We start from the raw sequence: 22,076 nt of genomic DNA on the forward strand, positions 1-22,076 counted from the left end.
ATATAGAAAATGTAGCGTTAGTTTTTCAAGTTATTGATAATATCTTTTTCGGTTTGCGTCAATAAAACACCTGTGTCGATTTCCCAATATTCTGTCAACACACTATCTTTTTTATTAAGGAGTGTTTTATCTTTAAAAATTTCAGCATCATCATATTTGAATATATTGGTTCTAAATTCTGTAGTGATTAAATAGTTACTTACTTCAAACTTAGTTTCTATTTTGTTTTTTTCTGTTGTAAAACCAATTTCTTCTTTGGAATTTGCTAAATAATAATCTCTCGTTTCAAGTCTATAAGTATTTTTAAAAACTGATTTATAAATTTTTCTATTTTTAAAATCTAAAAAAGTGGAATTATTTTGTGCTCTATCTTCAGGTAAAAATGAAGTAACTTCTAATATTATTTTCTTTTTGCTATCATATAAAATACTGTATTCTGACATAAAACCATCTATAGTTGTGTAAGGTTTCACTTTTATGAGTAAATAATTTTGATTTTGCGGATAGGTAAGTAATTGAAAATCATATTTTTTCTTGGCTCTAGAATCTAATATTTTATCCAAATATTTAAATTGATAATAATTTTCCATTAAATTATTCAAGTTGTAACCTAATAAATCTTTGTCAAATTCATCTATCAAACCAATAGTTCTATTTTGTTCCACTAAAATATCTGTTTTTATATTTCTTTTTTCATCTAAAATCTGAAAATTTACCAAACCATCATTATAAAATGAATATTTATCATCTGTCTTAAAAAATTCTCTCGTAAAAACACGTAAATTGGCTGGAACTGTTAATTTTTTTAATGAATTTTTTACCAAATCTTTCAAAATTTCTTGAGGATGTCTTTCCGTTAAAATTACTTCTTGTAAAATTTCTGTTTCTTTTTCAAGAGTAATTATATTAGTTCCATCTTCAATAAGCGTATTTGATTTAACTTGTAATTTTTTATAAGAAGTATGAGAAATTTCAAGTAGAGAAGGTCTAGTTAAGTTCAATTTAAAAACACCTTCTGCATTACTAATAAGTCCTTCGTTAGTTCTTAATATTGTAATTATAGCATCTCCAATAGGTAAATCTGTATCAGCATCTTTTAGAATTACAGTTATTTCAGACTGAGAAAAACCAATCATGCTAAAAAACATAAAAACAAAGAGGCAAATTTTCTTTATATGTTTTTCTTGCTTATACAATGGATTATGCGTTTAAAATTCTTAGCTAATTTATTACAAATTAAAGTATTATAACAGTCTTTTGAAAAGACTTTTTAACAAGAACTGCTTAAGTAATTAACAATTGAAGTGGTAATTATATAACGAATTTAAAAAATATTAAAACGTAAAATGCTATGAATCAGGTAATTTTGTAGTGTAATCAATTAAAACTTTAAAAATTATGAAAAATCTAATAGTAACTCTATCCTTAATCTTATGTACAAGTTATGGATTTGCTCAAAACAAGAATGTTCAAACTGAAGAAAAGACTACTGTGAGAACAGTAAGAGACTCTGATGGTGAGAAAAAAATAGTCAAAAAAGAAGAGAAACAAGAAGTACAAAACATTGAATTTGAAGACAATGGAAAAAATACACTTAACAAAGACATGAAAAATACTCCTGTAGAAGTAACTTCAAAAACTGAAGTTAGCGTTGATGGTGTAACACGTTCAATAGATGTTGACCGTTCTGCTTATTATAATTTAGATGGAACAAAATATGAAGTAGCAGTTGACAAAACAGGTTATAGTTTAAAAAATACTAAAGGTAAAAATCTTGGTATTTTAAGAAAAACATCTAACAATAATTATATTTATGTTGAAAATAATAAAGTTTCTGTTGGATATTTTGACAATGATGGAAATTTAATTTTGGAAACTTATGACAGTAAAAATGATGTTATGATTGTGGATAAATACATGGTTGTAAAATAATATTACCAAAACTTAACTATAAAAAAATCCTGAAGTTCGCTTCAGGATTTTTTTTTACTTTATTCGTTGTGCAAAAATGCTTGTCTATTTAAAAGTGTTTCTTCGCTTTCCACATGATTATCATCTGGAACACAACAATCCACTGGACAAACAGCTGCACATTGAGGTTCTTCGTGAAAACCTTTACATTCAGTACATTTTCCAGGAACTATATAATATAAATCATCTGAAATTGGAGTTTGAGCAGCATCAGCATCTACTTCTGTTCCATCAGGAAGAATAATTTTTCCAGAAAGTTTTGTTCCATCCTTATATCTCCAATCATCAGCACCTTCATAAATTGCAGTATTAGGACATTCTGGTTCACAGGCTCCACAATTTATACATTCATCAGTTATTATAATTGCCATTTATATTAAATTTAGAAATTAGAAGTTAGAATTTTGAAGTATTTATAAATCTACAATTAGCTTCCAACTTTATTGCTTATTTTTGTGCAAAATTACAATGTTATCTACTCATAAACAAGTTACAAATGTTACAAATGTCAAAAATTGAAATAAAAAACTGTTTTATCGATTTAGGAAAGTTCTTAAATCAATTTTCATTGGATAAAAATATCAAAAATGAAGATGTAAAAAACAATGAAATATTTTTTGATTCTTTTGTAGAATTAATTGCTTTATCACAATCACATAATGGTTGGTTTACACCTGAACAAGTTTATTTTTCAATACAATCTTGGGCAAATGCTCTAACAGAAGAAAACCTTACCAAATGGCTTTCTGCTTATAATTTTGAAGAATCTAAACCTAAAAAAATTGGTTTAATTTTAGCAGGAAATATTCCTTTAGTTGGCTTTCACGACTTTTTAACGGTTTTAATTACAGGAAATGACGTTTTAGTAAAAACATCTTCAAACGATCAACATTTAATAAAATTTTTAGCCAAATATTTAATTACTTTAGACGAAAGATTTTCTTCAAAAATAACTTTTGTAGAAGGAAAATTAGAAGGATTTGATGCCGTAATTGCAACTGGAAGTAATAACACTTCAAGATATTTTGATTATTATTTTAAAGATGTTCCTAATATTATTAGAAAAAACAGAAATTCAGTTGCAGTACTAAATGGAAAAGAAACTAAAGAAGATTTATTCAATTTAGGAGAAGATATTTTTAGATACTTTGGCTTGGGCTGTAGAAATGTTTCTAAACTTTTTGTTCCAAAAGGATATGATTTTAAGATGTTTTTTGAAGCTATCTTTTCGTACAAAGATGTAATTTTCTATGAGAAGTATGCCAATAACTATGACTACAATAAAGCTGTTTTTTTAATGAGTCTTTATAAATTATTAGATAATGAGTTTTTAACTTTAAAAGAAGATTCGAGTTACTCCTCACCTATTTCAAGTGTTTTTTATGAGTTTTATGAAGATTTAGAAGAAGTAAAATCACGCTTAAAAACTGATGAAGAACAAATTCAATGTGTTGTTTCCAATGATTTAGTTGAAAATAGCATTTCATTTGGGCAAACTCAAAAACCAATGCTTTGGGATTATGCGGATAATGTGGACACAATTAAATTTTTAAATAGTATCTAAAAAAAGAAAAGAGCTCCCTCTCGGTAAGCTCTTCTCAAACAAAAAACAAATCTAAACTAAAACTATGCTTTAGGTGTAACAACCGCGTCAATTACATGAATTACTCCATTTGACTGGTTTACATCTGAGATAGTAACTTTTGCCGACATTCCGTTTTCGTCTGTCAAATAAATATCTTTACCTTTCATCCAAGCTGTTAAAGTTCCACCACTAACTGTAGTCAATGAAGCTTTTCCATCTCCTTTTTTAATGGCAGCCATAATATCTTTTGCACTCATTTTTCCAGCAACTACGTGGTAGGTTAACACAGTTTGTAACAATTTCTTGTTTTCTGGTTTTAGCAAAGCTTCAACAGTTCCATCTGGTAATTTATCAAACGCTGCATTTGTTGGGGCAAAAACGGTGAATGGTCCTTCTGACATTAATGTTTCAACTAAGTCAGCTGCTTTTACGGCTGCTACTAAAGTTGTGTGATCTTTTGAATTAACTGCATTTTCAACAATGTTCTTTGATGGGTACATTGGAGCACCACCAACAGTTACAGTTTTTTCTTTTTGTGCGAAAGCATTTCCTGTTAACATTAACGTAAATGCAATCATTGCCACTGATAAAATTTTCTTAGTTTTCATATTTTTTTATTAAGTTATAATTTCATTTACGCAACATGTTTAAGTTTGGTTTTAAAAAAGTTTATTTTTTTTTAATTTTAACATATTAAATTATAAAAAAAGCAAATTTAGGCCCAACTAAAACGTTATAGTTAATAAGATAGACTTATTAGTTTTGTTTTAATACATTCATTTTATTTTCAATTTCCGAAATTTGCTTTATAGAATTAACTACTTTACACTACTTACAATGAAAAAACACAATTATAGCGCTGGGCCTTGTATTTTACCACAAGAAGTATTTGAGAAAGCTTCACAAGCCATTTTAGATTTTAATAATTCTGGATTATCTATTTTAGAAATTTCACACAGAAGTAAAGATTTTGTTGCTGTTATGGATGAAGCCAGAGCGTTGGTTTTAGAATTATTAGGATTAGAAGGTAAAGGTTATCAAGCTTTATTTTTACAAGGTGGTGCTAGTTTAGAGTTTTTAATGATTCCTTATAACTTAATGAAAATAGAAGGTAAAGCTGCCTATTTAGATACAGGAACTTGGGCAAGTGGAGCCATCAAAGAAGCAAAACCTTTTGGTGAAACTGTTATCGTTGCATCTTCAAAAGAAAGTAATTATACTTTTATTCCTAAAGACTATAGCATTCCTGCAGATGCTGATTATTTTCACTGTACATCAAATAATACCATTTTTGGTACACAAATGAAATCATTTCCAGAAACAAATGTTCCTGTTGTATGTGATATGAGTTCAGATATTTTCTCAAGAACTTTAGATTTTTCTAAATTTGATATCATTTATGCTGGTGCACAAAAAAATATGGGACCAGCAGGTACAACTTTAGTAGTTGTAAAAGAAGAAGTTTTAGGAAAATCAGGAAGAACTATTCCAAATATTTTAAACTATGAGCAACATATTGCTAAAGAAAGTATGTATAACACTCCTCCTGTTTTTGCGGTTTATACATCTTTACTTACCTTGCAGTGGTTGAAAAACAAAGGTGGAATTGCTGCTATTGAAAAAGAAAATGAATCAAAAGCTGCTTTGTTATATGCTGAAATTGACAGAAACTCTCTATTCAATGGTGTTGTTGCTACTGAAGATAGAAGTTTTATGAATGCAACTTTTACGTTAAAAAATATTGAACATCAAGAAACTTTTGATGCTCTGTGGAAAGCAGCAGGAATTTCAGGAATAAACGGACATCGATCTGTTGGAGGTTATAGAGCTTCAATGTATAATGCTTTACCAATTGAAAGCGTTCAAGTTTTAGTAGATGTAATGAAAGAATTTGAAAATAAAATAATAAAATAATATCGATAGATATCAAATTAAAATTATCAAAAAATGAAAGTATTAGCCAACGACGGAATTTCAAAAAGTGGAATAAAAGCCTTAGAAAAAGCTGGTTTTGAAGTTATCACAACAAAAGTAGCTCAAGAACAAGTTGAAAATTATATAAACTCTCACAAAGTAGATGTAATTTTGGTTAGAAGTGCAACAAAAGTTAGAAAAGACATTATAGATAATTGTCCTAGTTTAAAAATAATTGGTCGTGGTGGTGTTGGAATGGACAATATTGATGTCGATTATGCTCGTAGTAAAGGATTACATGTAATCAACACTCCTGCTTCATCCTCAGAATCTGTTGCTGAATTAGTTTTTGCTCATTTATTTAGTGGAGTTCGTTTTTTACATGATTCAAATAGAAATATGCCTTTAGAAGGTGATACCAATTTCAATGGTCTAAAAAAAGCTTATGCCAATGGAATGGAACTAAGAGGCAAAACATTAGGTATCATAGGTTTTGGTAGAATTGGTCAAGCTGTTGCAAAAATAGCTTTAGGATTAGGAATGAAAGTTATTGCATCTGATAAATACGTTGGTGAAGCTGTAATTCGTGTTGACTTTTATAATGGACAATTCATAAATGTTGATATTGCAACAGAACCTTTAGAAGATTTATTGAAACATTCAGATTTTATTACTTTACATGTTCCTTCCCAAGATGGTTATGTTATTAGTAGAGAAGAATTAAAAATAATGAAAGAAAATGTTGGAATAGTAAATGCTGCAAGAGGTGGAGTAATTGATGAAGTAGCACTAATAGAAGCTTTAGATGAAGATAAAGTATTGTTTGCTGGTTTAGATGTTTTTGAAAATGAACCAACTCCAGAAATACGAATATTAATGCATCCAAAAATTTCATTAACACCACATATTGGAGCTGCTACAGATGAAGCACAAGATAGAATTGGAACAGAACTTGCTGAACAAATTATCAGTTTACTTAAAAACAATTAATATTTTTATTATCTTTATGTACTAACCAAAATAAATAAAAAAATTATGTCAGGAATATCAGATTTATTAAATAGTGAAATAGGAAAACAATTAGTGAGTAATATTTCACAAAAAACTGGAATTAATCCTGTTCAAGCTAGTGATGTAGTTTCTTCAAGTGTACCAGCATTATTAGGCCAAATGCAAAACAACGTTCTTTCTGGTGAAGGTGCAAGTGGATTATTAAGTGCTTTAACAAGCGGAAAACATGATGGAAGTATTTTAGATAACCTAAGTGAATTTTTAAACGGTGGTGATTTTTCTGATGGAAATAAAATTCTTAATCATGTTGCTGGCAATAATCAAGATTCAATGGTTCAAGGATTAAGTGCTAAAACTGGTGTAGATTCTAGTATTATATCTAAAATTTTACCGATGCTTGCTCCAATAATTATGGGCTACTTAGGAAAACAAACCAAAAATAAAGGAGTATCTTCAACTCCAGATTTAGGAGGTCTTTTAGGAGGTTTACTTGGTGGTGGAAATAGCTCTGATAAAGGAAGTTCGCTTGGTGGTTCCTTATTAACTTCCGTATTAGATCAAAATGGAGATGGAAAACTAGATGTTAGCGATGCTATGTCTGCCTTAAGTGGTAATAATAAGAAAAAAGGTGGTTTAGGAGGTCTTCTAGGAGGTCTTTTCGGAAAAAAATAATATCCATTAAAATACAAATTCAAATGTTAAAAGCATCGGCTATGTCGATGCTTTTTTTTATCTTTATAATCTAAATTAATAATACTATGAAAACATACATTTTTATATTTACATTAGTATTTATTTCTTTAATTAGTTGTAATTCAAGTAAAGAAATTACTAATAATGACGATCCTAAACTTGTAAGTGATACTGTTCGTATTGCAAATGACGAAATTGAATATGAAGTAATAATTATTGATGGTGGTTTTACTAGTTGGTTCAATTCTATGGCAAAACCAAGAAGTTTCTACACTCAAAGTTATCTTGAAGCTAGAAATCGTTTTTGGGTTTTAGAATGGAATAGAAGAGCTAATTTGCCTACGGTTTATAATTCAAATTTATATGAAATGCCTATTAATTATGAAACGGGAATCGATTATGGTTTTGAAGTTAATTATATGATATACAACTACCTAACTTATTTTCAATTAACAAATAAACAACAATTAGGAGGTTTTCCTGCTCGATTATAGAAGAATGAACAAACTTAAGAAACGCTGGAATATTACCTCAAATTGGCAATTGATACTAATTTTTGTTGTTTTTGCAATTACTGGTTCAACTGCAGCCTATCTATCAAAACCTTTTACAGATTTTATTGGTTTACACAAAGAATCTGTTTCTTTATGGCTTTATTGGCCTATTCGATTATTAATAATTTTTCCAATTTATCAAATAATGTTAGTTCTTATTGGAGCACTGTTTGGTCAGTTTAAATTCTTTTGGGAATTTGAAAAGAAGATGTTAGAGAGATTAAAACTTGGCTTTATAGCTGATTTTGTTGATAAAAAAATTAAATAAAAAAGACATATTTTTCAATATGCCTCTTTTTAAAATTAATCCTTATCTTTTTTAATTTTATATTTATAAATCCATGTTAAAGTAAATGTTGGAATAAAATCTATAAAAGGAAACGCTTCTTCAATAAAACTAATAATTCCAGCTACTTTTCCTGTTGTTCCTTTATACATTGCCATCATAATGAATCCAGAAATTGGGGCCCAAACAATGTCTGTTGCTTCAGCAAAAACTGGAACTAAATAAGAAAGCATTCCAATTAAATCAAAAACAATTCCTAAAATTAGTTTTGTTTTCTTATTACTTTTTGATTTAGGTTGAATAATCTCAACTTTTGGTTCATTCATTTAATCTTTTTTTTAATTCAATTAAGAACTTACAAATAAGATGCCAATTTATTTTAATTTTGATTTATAATATTTTCTCAATTTTTCTAATTTAGGTGCAATAACCATTTGGCAATATCCTTGAGATTTGTTTTGATTATAGTAATCTTGATGATAATCTTCTGCTTCATAAAAAACAACAGCTGGTGAAATCTTTGTAACAATAGGATCATCATACAATTTTTCTTTTTCTATCAAAGCAATGTACTCTTCAGCAGCTTTTTTTTGTGCTTCAGAATGGTAAAAAATTTCACTTCTATATTGTGTACCAACATCAGCTCCTTGTCTATTTAAAGTAGTTGGATTATGTGAACTAAAAAAGATTTCTAACAAATCTTCATAGGCAATTAATTTTGGGTCATAAGTAATCTGAATTGCTTCTGCATGTCCAGTAGTTCCATTACAAACTTCTCTATAAGATGGATTTTTTACAGTTCCACCTGTATAACCAGAAACAACACTTTCAACTCCTTTTAATTCTAAAAAAACTGCTTCAGTACACCAAAAACAGCCACCTGCAAAAGTTGCAATTTCTTTTCCTTCTTTAATATTCATTTTAATAGGTTCTTTATAAATTTTATTTTCATTAATGTTAGTTTGATCTTCATTTTTAACTTTTCCATTACAGGAAGATATTAAAATTAGTGATAATAATAGGCTTTTCATAATAATATTATTTTTTATACAAATTTAATCAAGTGTAACTAAAACTTATGTTAATTAGCTTACACATTAACATTTACGTAAAGAAAATAAGTTTAGTTTTTAATTTAATGAAACCTTAATAATAGTCATTGAAGAGCAACAAATGGTAATACTATAATATATAGCTAAAATATTGTAAATAAAACTATTGGGTGATTCTTAAATTTGTATAGTAATGCTAAAGTAATTATTTCTTTTCCATTGCAAAAAAAAACAATACTAACTAAAAACAATTTATTATGTTAAGATGGACAATCATATTTATTATTCTAGCCATAATTGCTGGAGTTTTAGGTTTCGGAGGAATTGCTGCTGGTGCAGCTAGTATAGCTAAAGTATTATTCTTTATTTTTATCGTTCTTTTTATTTTATCGCTCATAAGTGGAAGGAAACGTATTTAAAATGGCATACTTTAGAAGATTGTGTAAGTTGATTAATACTAATTGACTTACACAATTGCTATTATATATAATTTACTCAAATTAATTGGTAACAGTTTTACAAAACACAAAAAATCTTTGTTTCTTTGTATAAATAGTCAAAAATGATATCAGTTACTCAATTACATAAATACTATGGAGATTTACAAGTTCTAAAAGGTGTAAATCTTCATATCAAATCTGGTGAAATCGTTTCAATTGTTGGAGCTTCTGGAGCAGGTAAAACTACTTTGCTACAGCTTTTAGGAACATTAGACAAACCAAACATTGAAAATAACTCATCTCTCACCATCGATGGAACAGATGTTCTGAAATTAAACGATAAAGAATTATCTAAGTTTAGAAATTTAAACTTGGGATTTATTTTTCAATTTCATCAATTATTACCTGAATTTACTGCTTTAGAAAATGTATGCATTCCTGCTTTTATTGCCAATAAAAACAAGGTAGAAACCGAGACTGAAGCAAAACGTTTGTTAGATTATTTAGGTTTAAAAGATAGAATACATCACAAACCTAGTGAACTTTCTGGTGGTGAACAACAACGTGTTGCAGTTGCAAGAGCTTTGATTAATAAACCAAAAATCATTTTTGCTGATGAACCTTCTGGAAATTTAGATACCCAATCAGCTGAACATTTACACCAATTATTTTTTAAATTGCGAGATGAATTTGGTCAAACATTTGTAATCGTAACTCATAACGAAGAATTAGCTGATATGGCTGACAGAAAGTTAGTTATGAAAGACGGAAATATCATGGTTTAATGCTTATACTTTTAGTTTATTGGTTCATTTTATTTCTGTTTGCTTCTTTATCAGGAATTGCATTTCAAAATTTATGTGGCCTTTCTAAAAGTAATTCTTCTTTTACATTATTATTTGGAATAATTTTTCAAACACTTTTTTTAAGCTTTTGTGCTTTTTTTTTCAATATAAATACAGAAGTTTTTATTTTAAATTGTGCTTTTCAAATTGCTTTCGTCCTTAAATATAAGTCTGAGTTTTTATTTTTCTTAAAATCAATTTTTAAATCTTTTTCAAGAAAGCAATTTTATTTATTTTTTGGATTAACACTTTTACTTGCTTTAAAATCAGCTCAAACACCCACAATATTTGATAATGAAAGCTATTATATTCAAACTATTAAATGGTTAAACGAATATGGTTTTGTAAAAGGTGTTGCCAATGTCCATCCTTTTTTAGCACAATTTTCATTTTGGCATGTGTTGCAAAGTGGTTTCAGCTTTTCATTTTTGCCCATAAATTTTAATGATATCAATGGATTTATAGTTTTAATTGGAATTCTTTATTTCATAGAGAATTACAATAAAACAGGATTTAATTGGACTTTTTTTGGAATACTATTTCTTATTTTTTATTATCAATTTATAGATGCTCCTTCACCAGATTTACCTATTCTCATCTTTTCAGTTATAATATTTAATGAATTTATTCAAGAAACTAAAGATGTAAAAACCATCTTTATTTTTATCATTTATATGATATTCTTAAAAGTTACCATTGCTCCTATTCTATTACTTGCAATTATATACCTTTTTAGAAATCAAAAAACAGTTCCCTTTTTTGGATTTATTTCTTTATTTTTTGGAACTATTTGGATAGCAAAAAACCTAATAATAACAGGCTATCCATTATTCCCTTTATCATTTTTAGAGACTAATTTTGATTGGAAAATGAGTAATAACGTTTTAAATAAATTAGCTCAAATTACTGTTGATGCTGGTTATGCTGAAAACTTATTGGAAACTAAAAATTTAACTCTTTTGGAAAAAATAAAGCTTTGGATAAATCTTGAAGGAATAAATTCGATTTTTAACAAAGGCATTTTACTATTGTTTTTAGTTGTTCCCTTTACAAAGTTTTTTAAACAAACTTCAAAATTCAGAATACTGTATTTTATATTATTATTTCACTTTATATTCTTACTTGTAATTTCACCTCAATATCGTTTTTTCTTACCTACATTTATTTTATTTTCTACTATAATCATTTATGAAATAGCAACTTATTTAAAATTCTCAATTAAGAATAGTGTTATCATAATTTCTTTGTTATTAGTTTCTTTTAGCACATTTATAGATATAAAAAGTGGTGCTAACAAAAGTACATTTGCATTAAATCAATTAATCATTCCAGAATCAATAACAAAATACAAAATCAACAATTTTGAAGCGAAAAAAATAGAGAATTTCTATTATAATGATCCTAAACTTCCTAATTTATATGAAACTTCAAATGGAAATTTACCATGTGTAAATGAAAAATTGTTTCATTATTACAACTATTTTCCACAACAGCGAACCAATCAATTAAAAGATGGTTTTTATGCAAAAGAGTTAAAACAATGAATAAATCCGAATTAAAAGATTTTCTTGACGAAAAAGTCATTCAGTACAATAATTTTGATTTTATTGAAAGTGATCCTATTCAAATTCCACATTCCTTTTCACAGAAAGAAGATATTGAAATTGCTGGTTTTCTAAGTGCAACAATTGCTTGGGGAAATAGAAAAATGATTATCAATAATTCTAAAAAACTAATGGATTTAATGGGAAATTCTCCTTATGATTTTGTGATGAGTCATTCGGAAGATAATTTAGATTCATTAGACAAATTTGTGCATAGAACGTTTAATGCACTTGATGCTAAAACTTTTATAAAATCGTTACAACATATTTATAAAAATCATAATGGTTTAGAAGCTGTTTTTTCAAAAAACCAAGAAGAAAATAGTATGCAAAAAAGCATTCATGAATTTAAAAAAATCTTTTTTGAAGTTGAACATTTACAACGAACACAAAAACATATTTCAGATCCTTTAAACAATAGTGCTGCCAAAAGAATCAACATGTACTTACGTTGGATGGTTCGTAATGATAACAAAGTTGATTTTGGAATTTGGAAAACCATTCCAACCTCAAAATTATCATGTCCTTTAGATGTACATTCTGGAAATGTGGCTCGAAAACTTGGTTTACTTAAAAGAAAACAAAACGATGGAAAAGCGTTAGCTGAATTAGATTTAGCTTTACGAAAATTAGATAAAACCGATCCTGTTAAATATGACTTTGCCTTATTTGGCTTAGGAGTTTTTGAAGGTTTTTGACATAAAAAAATCCTAAACGAGTTAGGATTTTTAATAGTTTGGTTGGTTTGGTTATTGGAATCTTATTTATAAACAGATTCTTTTTTGAAATGAACAGCAAGTAAATAATATACTACTGCTCTATATTTATTTTTGTTTGAGCGACCATACTTTTCAATCACTGCATCAATTGCTTTGTCTAATTCAGGACCGTCTTTTAATCCTAATTTTTTTACTAAGAAGTTATTTTTTACAGTAACTAATTCTTTTTCATCAGAACCTGCAACAGTAGCTGAGTCTGCATTGTATATTGATGGTCCACATCCAATAGTTACTTTTGTTAGCAAATCCATGTTTGGAGTAACACCGCATTTATCTTTTAAATCTGCAGCGTATTTAGTGATTAATTCGTCTCTTTTACTCATTTTAATATAGTTTTTTATTTATAGTGAACCCAAATTTAGTTAAAAAAATTAACTTTTAAAATAGTTAATCAATATTTTATCATTAATTTTCTCAGGAGTAAAAATTTCGAGAATAGAAGGAATATTATTTTGATTTATAAATGATTGCCACTTGTTTTCAAGACTTTTTTCATCTTTGGCATCAAAGTAATTAAATCCAAACATTTTGGCTAAATGTGATGCATTCAACTGATGCGAAGTTTCAAAAAATGTATTAAAAACTTCCGTTTCTTGATGACCTGGTAAAATTCTAAAAATACCACCACCAGAGTTGTTTATCAATATAATTTTGAAATTTTTTGGAATATAGTTGTTCCACAAAGCATTGCTATCATAAAAGAAACTAATATCTCCAGTAATAAAAATAGTTGGTTTATCATATTGCAAAGCTGCTCCAATGGCTGTTGAAGTTGAACCATCTATTCCACTAGTTCCACGATTGCAAAAAACTTCGATAGATGTATCAATATCAACTAACTGCAAATAACGAATAGCTGAACTATTACTAACTTGTAATTGAATGTCTTTTGGTAAATGTTGACTCACAAATTCAAAAACTTTAAAATCTGAAAACGGAATTTCAGCAACATATTTTGAATGCTTTTCTTTTCTAAGTTGATTAACAGCAGAATAAGTTGGCTTATAATTACTAACCAAAGAATTCTTATCAATCAATAATTGCTTAAAAAAACTGTTTGGATTTGTTTGAAAGTGTTCAGATAAACTTCCATATGTATCATAAGCTCTTAATTCATCAATATGCCAATGTTCTTTAGGTTTATATTTTCTCAAGAAAGCTTTAACTCTCTTTGAAACAACCATTCCTCCAAAAGTTACTAAAATATCAGGTTGAAAATCTTTAAAATTTTCATCTGAAAATGGAGTAATCAAAGTATCAATCGTATCAATAAAAGTTTCATGATGCAAATTAGAAGTTTTTTCAGTTAAAACTACAACTGAATCATCTTTTGCCAACTTTTCAATAATTGAATTTTCAATAGAATTTGGTTTTAATTCTCCTACTAAAATTAATTTCTTTGCTGCAAAATTCCAGTTTTCTATGAACTTTTTGTCTAAAAAAAAATCATTAACTTCATTTTCATAAGGAAGCAATTTTGGTTCAACCGAAAGTTCAGTAACCAAATCATACAAAGGTTCTTCAAACGGAACATTGATGTGTGTTGGCCCTTTTTTCACAATAGCTTCATGAATGGCAACGTTAATTTTAATATCGTTTTCGTTTGAAGCATATTCAGTTAAATTCGCATTATATAAACTATGGTTAGCAAAAACATTTTCTTGACGAATAGTTTGTCCATCACCAATATCAATCTTGCTTTGAGGTCTATCAGCACTAACAATAATCAAAGGAATTTGACTGTAAAATGCTTCAGCAACAGCTGGATAATAATTTAACAAAGCTGAACCCGAAGTACAAACAACTGCAACAGGTTGGTTTAATTGTTGAGCCATTCCCAATGCGAAAAAAGCAGCACAACGTTCGTCTGCAATACTATAACATTTAAAAGTCTCTTGTTGATTAGAAAAACCAATGGTCAAAGGTGCATTTCTTGAACCTGGAGAAATTACAATATGATGGATTCCTTTTGCTTTAAAAATTTCGATTACACTTTGAGCTAAAGGTATTTTTGGATAAATCATTTTTAAATTTTCTGAATTACAAATATACGAATTAGAGTGATTAGTAAATAGTGATTAGTAATTAGTAATTTTCATTCTCAAACTTTGTAACTTTGAAACTCTGAAACCTTATAAAAATGAATTATATCATTCGAAAAGCAACTGAAAAAGATTTAGAATCAATTTTAGAAATTGTAAATTATAATATTCTAAATACTACTTCTATTTATGATTATGAGCCTAGAACTTTAGCACAACAAAAAGAAATTTTTGATGAGAAAACAAAATCAGGTTTTCCTTTAATTGTTATTCAAATTGATAATGAAATTGCTGGTTTTGGAACATATGGAACTTTTCGTTTTAAAGAAGGTTATAAATTTACGGTTGAACATTCGGTGTATGTTTCGATAAATCATCAAGGAAAAGGTTTGGGAAAATTTTTATTGGCTGAATTAATTGAATTGGCTAAAAAACAAAAACTCCACACTATGATTGCGGTTATTGATGCCGAAAATCAAAATAGTGTGGAATTTCATAAACAGTTTGGATTTGAAACTGTTGGTGTTATTAAAGAATCTGCCTTTAAGTTTAATAAATGGCTGGATACTGTTTTTATGCAATTAATTTTAAAAAAAAATCCTGATTAATCAGGATTTTTAGTTTTAGTTAAAAATGTTATATTATTTATATATTCATCATTTTCACAAAGTTTTACTTTCTGAATATTTAAAAGAGTATTTTTATTTATAAAAAAATCTTTTTTAATATGATTATTATTTTGAACATAAATTAATGAAATTTTGTTTTTATTATAATTCCATCTTCCTTTAAAATTATTAACAGAATTATCGCTATTAATGTCTTTTAAATAAAAAACACTATCACATCTTAATGTTAAAATATATTTACCTTTATTTTTTCTTAAATATTTTAGTGAATCTAATTTTTCTTGTAATATTTCTTTTTCAAATTTTGTGCTATCAAGAATTTCATAAGTTCCACAAATTTGATTTTTGCAACTTAACATGAATGGTAAAATAAGAAAAATTAAAAAATTTGATTTCATTAATTATTTAATTGATATATTATCTCTCCTTTAGTTTTGTTTTTATATGATTGTAAATCTATTTCAAATTTATTAAAAATGTTTTGATAAACTGAACTACTATCATAAACTTTATATTTATTAATTAAGGATTGTAAATATGTAGCATCTGAATTATTAAGAATAATTGTTGAATTGTCTGAGAAAACAAACTTAATAGCTTTACTTTCAATAAAATCAAACAAAAGTTTTAATTCATCTCTATTAGTATTATATAAATTATTATCTTCAAATAACTGACTTAATGCGTAATACATATCAACATATTCTTCTCCCTTGGTTGAATTACTAAAAATGAAATACTTAATATAATACATTGCATCTCTTCCTTTTATATCCTCATCATCAGACTTAACTTGTCTTCTTCCACATATTGGTTCTTCACCTTCTTCAGTTCCTCCATCTTCTATATATGATGAAGCATTGCAAATCACATCTCTAACACCCTCATCAAAAGCACAAAAACCATCATTACCAGAACATTCTGTACAAGCATGTGAAATATTTAATTTTGAAAATAATATATCATTTTTTATTTCTGGATAAAGAATACTAATGTTGTTAATATTTAGCTTATTTTTTAAACCCTTTCTTTTATTAATTTTACTATTCTCCAAACAAATTATACTTACAAATGAATTGTTATTAGCATTTATAACTTTAGACATATATCCAAAATGTTGAGTTAATAAAAAATCATATGATTTTGAATATTTATCTAATTTATTTAAATTATTTCCTTTGGTTTGAAATATTTCTTGGAAATAACCATCTTCTCCAGTTGATATAACAGAAATACCTTTTATTTCATTAATATTTCTTATTTCTAAACCATTTCCGAAAAAAGTAATTATTTTATTATTTTTGTTATATTCTATATTAAATTTTTCTTTTAACTCAACCAAAACATTGTTAAAATCATTTTCAGAAACATACAGAAAGTTGGAAGAAATCTTATCATTTATACCGAAAATAGTTGGTGAACTTTCACTTTTACTATAGTTAACAAAACTATAATTTTTTCCGAATATAGTTAGACTATCATTAAATTCATTTGTGGACTCATTTTTATCACAATTTGATAAAATTAACAAGAAAAAAAAACCTAAAAGACAATTTTTAATTTTCATAATATAAAAAAATTTAGTTAATATTACCAAAATTGGATTAAAAAAAAATATTTCTTCATAATAAAAATTATTATTACAATAATAAATCTTATTTTATTAAATTTGATAAAAAAAACATGGAAGTTGGAACAAAAATTCAGAAATTAAGAGAACAAAGAAAAATTACTCAACAAGAATTTGGTAATATAATTGGTGTAAGCCAAGTTACAGTAGCTAATTGGGAAAAAGGTAAAACTATTAAACATACTCATTTAAAAGAAATAGCAGATAATTTTGATATTCCTATTGACTTTCTACTTGATAATAACAAAAAAATAAAAATAATACAAAAGAATAAAGACACTTCTAAAGATAATATAAATGGTTATGAAATAACTATAAATACACCCTCAACTCTAATAACTGAATTATTTAATAAGCTAGATAATATGATTGAATTACTAAAAAAGGATAATTAAAGAATCAGCCTATAAATTTAATAAATGGCTGGATACAGTTTTTATGCAATTGATTTTAAAAAATTAGAACTTAATTTTTCCAGTTTTTAAATATTCTATTGTGTTTTCAATAGATTTTTCAGTGGCTCTTTCAACAATTTTTTTATAATCACTTTCTGAATAATCTGATTCACCTATTACATAAAACTCGGCAAAAGCTTTTTTTGAAACTTTATCATAAACCTTTATTCTAGTTTTAACAGAACTCTTTTTTTTATAAGAATTTCCTAAGTTTACTGCATAACTATTATTTTGAGAACTTTCAAAATAGGCAGCAATTTTAAAATCTTCAATTGAAATTATTAAATCAACCTTATTGTTCGAAAAAATACTTTCAATGTCATATTTCCCTTCTGATGAAATAACTTCTTTAAAAAGATTATTAACAGTTAATTGTTTATCAAAATTGTTTGTGTAATACTCCGAAAATTCTTTTTTATCTTTAAAGTTTTTGGAAAATTCTTTGTCAAATTCATATAAAATAACTTCATCTTTGGAAATCACTACTACAGATTTTGAAGCATCTGCAATAGGTTCTGAAGGCTTTTTTAATTCTTCAACATATTTTTTTGCACATGAAGTACTTGCTGAAACCAGTAGAAATACACAAAATAATTTTAATAGTTTAATCATATAAAAATAATTTTAAAATTAACCTTCAATCCATTTTATTACTGAATCATCAGTTGGTAAAGTTCTTGGAGCAATTACTTTTTCTAATTCTCCATTTTCGTTAATCAAATATTTTTGAAAGTTCCATTGCACTTCACTATCTTCTAATCCATTCTTACTTTTTTGAGTTAAAAACTGATAGATTTCATGCATATCATTTCCTTTTACTGAAATTTTAGACATCATTGGAAAAGTTACTCCATAATTTTTTTCGCAAAAAGCTGCAATTTCTTTATCACTTCCTGGCTCTTGCGAACCAAAATTGTTTGCAGGAAATCCAACAATTACAAAATTTTTGTCTTTGTATTTTTCGTAAATAGTTTCTAAGTCTTTGTATTGAGGTGTTAATCCGCATTCTGAAGCTGTGTTAACAATCATAATTTTCTTTCCTTTTAAAGTAGAGAAATCAAATTCTTCTCCATACAAATCCGTTACTTTAAATTGATAAATAGTTTCTTTTGCCATAATTGAGTTGTTGTTTGCAACAGAAGTAACTTTATTTTGTGCTTTATTTTGACAACTAAATAAAAGAGTAGTTAAGACAATTGCAATAAATGATTTTTTCATAATTTTTCTTTTTTATTCAAATATACACAATCAAAAGGTTTTTGGTTGTTAACAAATGATAAATTATTCTAAAAAACGAAAGCTTTGTTTACCTTTGCAAAAAATAAATTTATGTCAAACAATTATATAGGATATCATTTTACAATTAGTCCAAAAGAATTAGGAAGCGAAATTTTAGTAGCTGAATTAGAAGACAAAGCTTTTGAAAGTTACATGGAAACGGAAGAAGGAATTTCGGCTTATGTTCAAAAAGAATTATGGTCTGAAAATATATTAGATGATGTTTCAATTTTAAAAAATAAGGAATTTCAAATTTCTTATAAAATTGAAGAAATTGAACAAGTAAATTGGAATGAAGAATGGGAAAAAAACTTTGAACCTATTGATGTTGATGGAAAATGCCATGTTAGAGCACCTTTTCATTCGATGACAGATGCTGAGTTTGATATTGTAATTGAACCAAAAATGAGTTTTGGAACTGGTCATCATGAAACAACTCATATGATGATTCAACATTTATTAGAAACTGATGTTATCAATATGAAAACTTTAGATATGGGTTGCGGAACAGCCATTTTAGCCATTTTAGCCGAAATGAAAGGAGCAAAACCTATTGATGCAATCGATATTGACAATTGGTGCTATTTGAATTCAATTGAAAATGCAGAACGCAATAATTGCAAAGAGATTAAAGTATATCAAGGTGATGCTTCATTGTTAGTTGGAAAAAAATATGATCTAATAATTGCTAATATCAATAGAAATATTTTATTGAATGATATGCAACAATATGTAGATTGTCTAAATCCAAAAGGAACAATTTTATTCAGTGGTTTTTATACAGAAGACATTCCATTTATTGATGAATCTTGCACAAGCAAAGGATTAACATATGTTAAAAAGTTTGAAAGAAATAATTGGGTATCTTTAAAATATGTAAATTAGCATTATAAACCTATTACCCATAACCTATTACCAAAAAGAAATGAGTACTAGAGAAAAAATACAAGAAGAAGTTGATGTCTTAGAAGAGATATCAAACAACAATGAAATTGTTTTATACAATGATGATGTAAACACTTTTGATCATGTTATTGATACATTAATCAGAGTTTGTGATCATACTAATGAACAAGCCGAGCAATGTGCTATTCTAGTTCATTATAAAGGAAGATGCACTGTTAAAACAGGAAGTTATGAAGAACTAAAACCACAATGTTCTTCTTTACTCGATGCTGGTTTAAGTGCAGAAATACAATAAAAAAATCCCTTTCAAATTTGAAAGGGATTTTTAAATTTATTTTCTGGTAAAAACAATAATTCCTACTTCATTTGTATCAGGATCAGTCGCTTTAACTTTCAAAGTTGTATTGTTTAATTCTAATATTTCACCACCTTCAGTATAACCTGAATAGGTCGCCAAAAAAGAATTTCCATCTTTTACCCAAGTTCCTGTTTCACTTTCTTCATAACATCCATCACCATCATCATAAAAGTAATGATCAACTATAGCACCTCCTGATTTAATTTCAATAAAATCTTTATTACAACCTGGTGTATGTTCATAATCAACTAAAAATTCTTGTCCAGACAAAATACCTCCATATTTTGAAAATTCCCAATTTCCTTCAATTGAACCTGAACCTGAATCATCATCTTTGTTACAAGAAACAATCGTTACTGATGCTAGTAAAAACAGTATCAACAATTTTTTCATTTTTTTCATCTTTTTTTATTTTCTATTTGTTTAATATTTTACAAAAGTATTTTTTTTCTTACATATCGAACTAATACAAAAAAAATATTTATAGTACTACAACAACAATTAATGAGGTAACTTATCCTTGAGTAAACCATAAATAAAATTACCTAAAAGAGCTCCAAAAAGGACAATTAAAATTGGAGTAATTCCAGCTCCTAATAAAACAAAAATTGGTCCCGGACAGCAACCTACTAATGCCCAACCTAATCCAAACATAATTCCACCAATTATATAACGAAAAGGTGCTAATTCTTTATCTAAAATTTCAATTGAATGTCCTTTATAGTCTTTTATATCTCTTTTCTTTAGAAATCTAATTCCAATAACTCCAGTTATAATAGCGGTAAAAATTACACCATACATGTGAAAAGATTGAAAATGAAACATTTCATATATTCTATACCAAGAAATAGCTTCTGTTTTTGTTAAAACGATTCCAAAGATAAATCCAACAAGTAAAAAACGAAATAATTTCATAGTCAAAATAATAAAGGAATTATAAAATAAGAAGTAATTAACCCTCCGATAAAAAAGCCAATTACAGCTATCAATGAAGGTAATTGCAAATTACTTAAACCCGAAATAGCATGACCTGAAGTACATCCACCAGCATAAGGTGTTCCAAACCCAATTAATAAACCTCCTATTAACAATATTGAAAATCCTTTTGGAGTTTGCATCGCTTCTATACTAAATAAAGCATCAGGGACAATTTTCCCTTCTGGTGCATCAATATTTAACTTACTTAATTGTTCAATTGTTTTAGGGTTAATGTTAACAATATTTGGACTACTTAAGAATTGAGTAGCAAAATATCCTCCTAAAATTGCCCCTAGAACCATGGCTAAATTCCATTTTTGTTCTCTCCAATCAAAATCAAAAAAATCACTAAATCGTTTTGCTCCACCAATAGTACAAAGTGTTCTCAAATTAGATGACATTCCAAAAGATTTACCAAAATAAACCAATAATAACATTATCATTCCTATCAAAAAACCTGAAATTGACCAATGCCAAGTTCCATATATAAAATCCATAATTTTAATTTTAAGCAAATATAATTAATGTATTCAATTTGATAAACATTTATTACTTTTATAGCGTTTTAATTTAAAATAAAAAAATGGAAAAATTTAAAATCGAATTAAAATGGGCTGTTATTTATTCAATATGCTTATTAATTTGGATGTATTTTGAAAGAACTATGGGTTGGCATACTGAAAAAATTAAATTTCAACCTATTTATACTATGCTTTTTGGCATTGTAACTATTATAATTTACATTTTAGCACTTATAAATAAAAAGAAAGATTACTACAACAATCAAATAGAATGGAAACAAGGTTTTTTATCTGGTGCAATACTTTCATTACTTATTGCAATCCTAACTCCTGTTGTTTTATTTATAACATTTGAATACATTTCCCCTGATTTTTTCTCAAATATTATTAATTATAAAGTTGAAAATTCAAAAATGACATTAGAAGATGCTCAGAAATATTTTTCGTTTTCTAACTACATTTATACCAATACTTTTTCAACCTTATCAAATGGAATAGTTCTAAGTGCAATTATTTCTTTTTTCATAAAATCTAAAACCAAATAA

At 27.0% G+C, this 22,076-nt stretch carries 30 protein-coding genes; 16 read left to right on the plus strand and 14 right to left on the minus strand.

The window, feature by feature from the left end; all coding sequences use genetic code 11:
• Positions 1–17 precede the first annotated feature (17 nt).
• Positions 18–1,136 (minus strand): hypothetical protein, encoded by a 1,119-nt coding sequence (locus tag ACFO3U_RS11870; RefSeq protein WP_379742573.1) that lies wholly within the window; start codon positions 1,134–1,136, stop codon positions 18–20.
• A gap of 262 nt (positions 1,137–1,398) precedes the next feature.
• Here ACFO3U_RS11870 and ACFO3U_RS11875 point away from each other — a divergent pair, with 262 nt between their 5' ends.
• Positions 1,399–1,932, plus strand: a complete 534-nt coding sequence (locus ACFO3U_RS11875; protein WP_379742575.1) for a hypothetical protein — start codon at positions 1,399–1,401, stop codon at positions 1,930–1,932.
• A gap of 59 nt (positions 1,933–1,991) precedes the next feature.
• On the opposite strand, the gene ACFO3U_RS11880 is transcribed toward ACFO3U_RS11875, so the two are convergent.
• Complete coding sequence (locus ACFO3U_RS11880; RefSeq protein ID WP_379742578.1) at positions 1,992–2,342, minus strand: 4Fe-4S dicluster domain-containing protein; 351 nt, start codon at positions 2,340–2,342, stop codon at positions 1,992–1,994.
• A 134-nt stretch (positions 2,343–2,476) separates the two neighbouring features.
• Between ACFO3U_RS11880 and ACFO3U_RS11885 the strand changes: the two genes are divergently transcribed.
• Positions 2,477–3,535, plus strand: a complete 1,059-nt coding sequence (locus ACFO3U_RS11885) for an acyl-CoA reductase (protein ID WP_379742581.1) — start codon at positions 2,477–2,479, stop codon at positions 3,533–3,535.
• Positions 3,536–3,597: 62 nt separating this feature from the next.
• On the opposite strand, the gene ACFO3U_RS11890 is transcribed toward ACFO3U_RS11885, so the two are convergent.
• On the minus strand, positions 3,598–4,164 hold the full coding sequence (locus ACFO3U_RS11890; RefSeq protein ID WP_379742584.1) for a fasciclin domain-containing protein: 567 nt from the start codon (positions 4,162–4,164) through the stop codon (positions 3,598–3,600).
• A 229-nt stretch (positions 4,165–4,393) separates the two neighbouring features.
• Between ACFO3U_RS11890 and serC the strand changes: the two genes are divergently transcribed.
• The 5 genes from serC to ACFO3U_RS11915 all read left to right on the plus strand — a co-directional run bounded on the left by serC (position 4,394) and on the right by ACFO3U_RS11915 (position 7,996).
• The gene (gene serC, locus ACFO3U_RS11895) at positions 4,394–5,470 is read left to right on the plus strand and encodes a 3-phosphoserine/phosphohydroxythreonine transaminase (RefSeq protein ID WP_379742587.1); all 1,077 of its coding nucleotides are present in this window, start codon (positions 4,394–4,396) and stop codon (positions 5,468–5,470) included.
• 33 nt (positions 5,471–5,503) lie between these two features.
• Positions 5,504–6,460 (plus strand): D-2-hydroxyacid dehydrogenase, encoded by a 957-nt coding sequence (locus ACFO3U_RS11900; RefSeq protein WP_379742590.1) that lies wholly within the window; start codon positions 5,504–5,506, stop codon positions 6,458–6,460.
• 45 nt (positions 6,461–6,505) lie between these two features.
• Entirely contained in the window at positions 6,506–7,153 is a 648-nt protein-coding gene (locus tag ACFO3U_RS11905) for a DUF937 domain-containing protein (protein ID WP_379742593.1), read from the plus strand.
• Positions 7,154–7,239: 86 nt separating this feature from the next.
• Entirely contained in the window at positions 7,240–7,668 is a 429-nt protein-coding gene (locus ACFO3U_RS11910) for a DUF6146 family protein (protein WP_379742596.1), read from the plus strand.
• 4 nt (positions 7,669–7,672) lie between these two features.
• A complete protein-coding gene (locus tag ACFO3U_RS11915; protein ID WP_379742599.1) occupies positions 7,673–7,996 on the plus strand; it encodes a DUF6787 family protein in 324 nt (107 codons plus the stop codon).
• 35 nt (positions 7,997–8,031) lie between these two features.
• On the opposite strand, the gene ACFO3U_RS11920 is transcribed toward ACFO3U_RS11915, so the two are convergent.
• Both ACFO3U_RS11920 and msrA read right to left on the minus strand, forming a co-directional pair.
• Positions 8,032–8,340 carry a hypothetical protein gene (locus tag ACFO3U_RS11920; protein WP_379742602.1) on the minus strand — a complete coding sequence of 103 codons (309 nt, stop codon included), beginning with the start codon at positions 8,338–8,340 and terminating at the stop codon, positions 8,032–8,034.
• Between the two features lie 48 nt (positions 8,341–8,388).
• Positions 8,389–9,045: a peptide-methionine (S)-S-oxide reductase MsrA gene (gene msrA / locus ACFO3U_RS11925; protein ID WP_379742606.1), complete on the minus strand. Its 657-nt coding sequence runs from the start codon at positions 9,043–9,045 to the stop codon at positions 8,389–8,391.
• A 278-nt stretch (positions 9,046–9,323) separates the two neighbouring features.
• On the opposite strand from msrA, the gene ACFO3U_RS11930 reads away from it, so the two are divergent.
• From ACFO3U_RS11930 to ACFO3U_RS11945, 4 genes are all read left to right on the plus strand, one after another.
• Complete coding sequence (locus ACFO3U_RS11930) at positions 9,324–9,485, plus strand: DUF1328 family protein (RefSeq protein ID WP_379742609.1); 162 nt, start codon at positions 9,324–9,326, stop codon at positions 9,483–9,485.
• A gap of 143 nt (positions 9,486–9,628) precedes the next feature.
• A complete protein-coding gene (locus tag ACFO3U_RS11935) occupies positions 9,629–10,291 on the plus strand; it encodes an ABC transporter ATP-binding protein (RefSeq protein ID WP_379742612.1) in 663 nt (220 codons plus the stop codon).
• Positions 10,291–11,895, plus strand: coding sequence for an LIC_10190 family membrane protein (locus ACFO3U_RS11940; RefSeq protein ID WP_379742615.1), 1,605 nt, complete (start codon positions 10,291–10,293; stop codon positions 11,893–11,895). The genes ACFO3U_RS11935 and ACFO3U_RS11940 overlap by 1 nt, the downstream gene beginning before the upstream one ends.
• The gene (locus ACFO3U_RS11945) at positions 11,892–12,653 is read left to right on the plus strand and encodes a TIGR02757 family protein (RefSeq protein WP_379742618.1); all 762 of its coding nucleotides are present in this window, start codon (positions 11,892–11,894) and stop codon (positions 12,651–12,653) included. Before ACFO3U_RS11940 ends, ACFO3U_RS11945 begins: the two co-directional genes overlap by 4 nt.
• A 62-nt stretch (positions 12,654–12,715) precedes the next feature.
• On the opposite strand, the gene ACFO3U_RS11950 is transcribed toward ACFO3U_RS11945, so the two are convergent.
• Positions 12,716–13,057 (minus strand): DUF2853 family protein, encoded by a 342-nt coding sequence (locus ACFO3U_RS11950; RefSeq protein WP_379742621.1) that lies wholly within the window; start codon positions 13,055–13,057, stop codon positions 12,716–12,718.
• 48 nt (positions 13,058–13,105) lie between these two features.
• Positions 13,106–14,758, minus strand: coding sequence for a 2-succinyl-5-enolpyruvyl-6-hydroxy-3-cyclohexene-1-carboxylic-acid synthase (menD, locus tag ACFO3U_RS11955; RefSeq protein ID WP_379742624.1), 1,653 nt, complete (start codon positions 14,756–14,758; stop codon positions 13,106–13,108).
• Between the two features lie 116 nt (positions 14,759–14,874).
• Here menD and ACFO3U_RS11960 point away from each other — a divergent pair, with 116 nt between their 5' ends.
• Positions 14,875–15,384 carry a GNAT family N-acetyltransferase gene (locus ACFO3U_RS11960; protein ID WP_379742627.1) on the plus strand — a complete coding sequence of 170 codons (510 nt, stop codon included), beginning with the start codon at positions 14,875–14,877 and terminating at the stop codon, positions 15,382–15,384.
• On the opposite strand, the gene ACFO3U_RS11965 is transcribed toward ACFO3U_RS11960, so the two are convergent.
• Both ACFO3U_RS11965 and ACFO3U_RS11970 read right to left on the minus strand, forming a co-directional pair.
• Positions 15,381–15,803, minus strand: coding sequence for a hypothetical protein (locus ACFO3U_RS11965; protein ID WP_379742630.1), 423 nt, complete (start codon positions 15,801–15,803; stop codon positions 15,381–15,383). The genes ACFO3U_RS11960 and ACFO3U_RS11965 overlap by 4 nt on opposite strands.
• A complete protein-coding gene (locus tag ACFO3U_RS11970) occupies positions 15,803–16,972 on the minus strand; it encodes a hypothetical protein (protein WP_379742633.1) in 1,170 nt (389 codons plus the stop codon). The genes ACFO3U_RS11965 and ACFO3U_RS11970 overlap by 1 nt, the downstream gene beginning before the upstream one ends.
• Positions 16,973–17,088: 116 nt before the next feature.
• Here ACFO3U_RS11970 and ACFO3U_RS11975 point away from each other — a divergent pair, with 116 nt between their 5' ends.
• Positions 17,089–17,430, plus strand: coding sequence for a helix-turn-helix domain-containing protein (locus ACFO3U_RS11975; RefSeq protein WP_379742636.1), 342 nt, complete (start codon positions 17,089–17,091; stop codon positions 17,428–17,430).
• A 63-nt stretch (positions 17,431–17,493) separates the two neighbouring features.
• Here ACFO3U_RS11975 and ACFO3U_RS11980 read toward each other — a convergent pair whose 3' ends face one another.
• The gene (locus tag ACFO3U_RS11980) at positions 17,494–18,102 is read right to left on the minus strand and encodes a hypothetical protein (RefSeq protein WP_379742639.1); all 609 of its coding nucleotides are present in this window, start codon (positions 18,100–18,102) and stop codon (positions 17,494–17,496) included.
• An 18-nt stretch (positions 18,103–18,120) separates the two neighbouring features.
• A complete protein-coding gene (locus tag ACFO3U_RS11985; protein ID WP_379742642.1) occupies positions 18,121–18,708 on the minus strand; it encodes a glutathione peroxidase in 588 nt (195 codons plus the stop codon).
• 111 nt (positions 18,709–18,819) lie between these two features.
• Here ACFO3U_RS11985 and prmA point away from each other — a divergent pair, with 111 nt between their 5' ends.
• Both prmA and ACFO3U_RS11995 read left to right on the plus strand, forming a co-directional pair.
• Positions 18,820–19,653, plus strand: a complete 834-nt coding sequence (gene prmA / locus ACFO3U_RS11990; RefSeq protein ID WP_379742645.1) for a 50S ribosomal protein L11 methyltransferase — start codon at positions 18,820–18,822, stop codon at positions 19,651–19,653.
• Between the two features lie 40 nt (positions 19,654–19,693).
• On the plus strand, positions 19,694–19,969 hold the full coding sequence (locus tag ACFO3U_RS11995) for an ATP-dependent Clp protease adaptor ClpS (RefSeq protein ID WP_379742648.1): 276 nt from the start codon (positions 19,694–19,696) through the stop codon (positions 19,967–19,969).
• A 36-nt stretch (positions 19,970–20,005) separates the two neighbouring features.
• On the opposite strand, the gene ACFO3U_RS12000 is transcribed toward ACFO3U_RS11995, so the two are convergent.
• From ACFO3U_RS12000 to ACFO3U_RS12010, 3 genes are all read right to left on the minus strand, one after another.
• Positions 20,006–20,434: a lipocalin-like domain-containing protein gene (locus ACFO3U_RS12000; protein ID WP_379742651.1), complete on the minus strand. Its 429-nt coding sequence runs from the start codon at positions 20,432–20,434 to the stop codon at positions 20,006–20,008.
• Positions 20,435–20,533: 99 nt separating this feature from the next.
• The gene (locus ACFO3U_RS12005) at positions 20,534–20,947 is read right to left on the minus strand and encodes a DUF6691 family protein (RefSeq protein WP_379742654.1); all 414 of its coding nucleotides are present in this window, start codon (positions 20,945–20,947) and stop codon (positions 20,534–20,536) included.
• Positions 20,948–20,949: 2 nt separating this feature from the next.
• Positions 20,950–21,507 (minus strand): YeeE/YedE family protein, encoded by a 558-nt coding sequence (locus ACFO3U_RS12010; RefSeq protein ID WP_379742657.1) that lies wholly within the window; start codon positions 21,505–21,507, stop codon positions 20,950–20,952.
• Positions 21,508–21,593: 86 nt separating this feature from the next.
• On the opposite strand from ACFO3U_RS12010, the gene ACFO3U_RS12015 reads away from it, so the two are divergent.
• Complete coding sequence (locus ACFO3U_RS12015; RefSeq protein WP_379742660.1) at positions 21,594–22,076, plus strand: DUF4199 domain-containing protein; 483 nt, start codon at positions 21,594–21,596, stop codon at positions 22,074–22,076.

It is taken from the genome of Flavobacterium ponti (assembly GCF_042652765.1).
GTDB lineage: Bacteria > Bacteroidota > Bacteroidia > Flavobacteriales > Flavobacteriaceae > Flavobacterium > Flavobacterium ponti.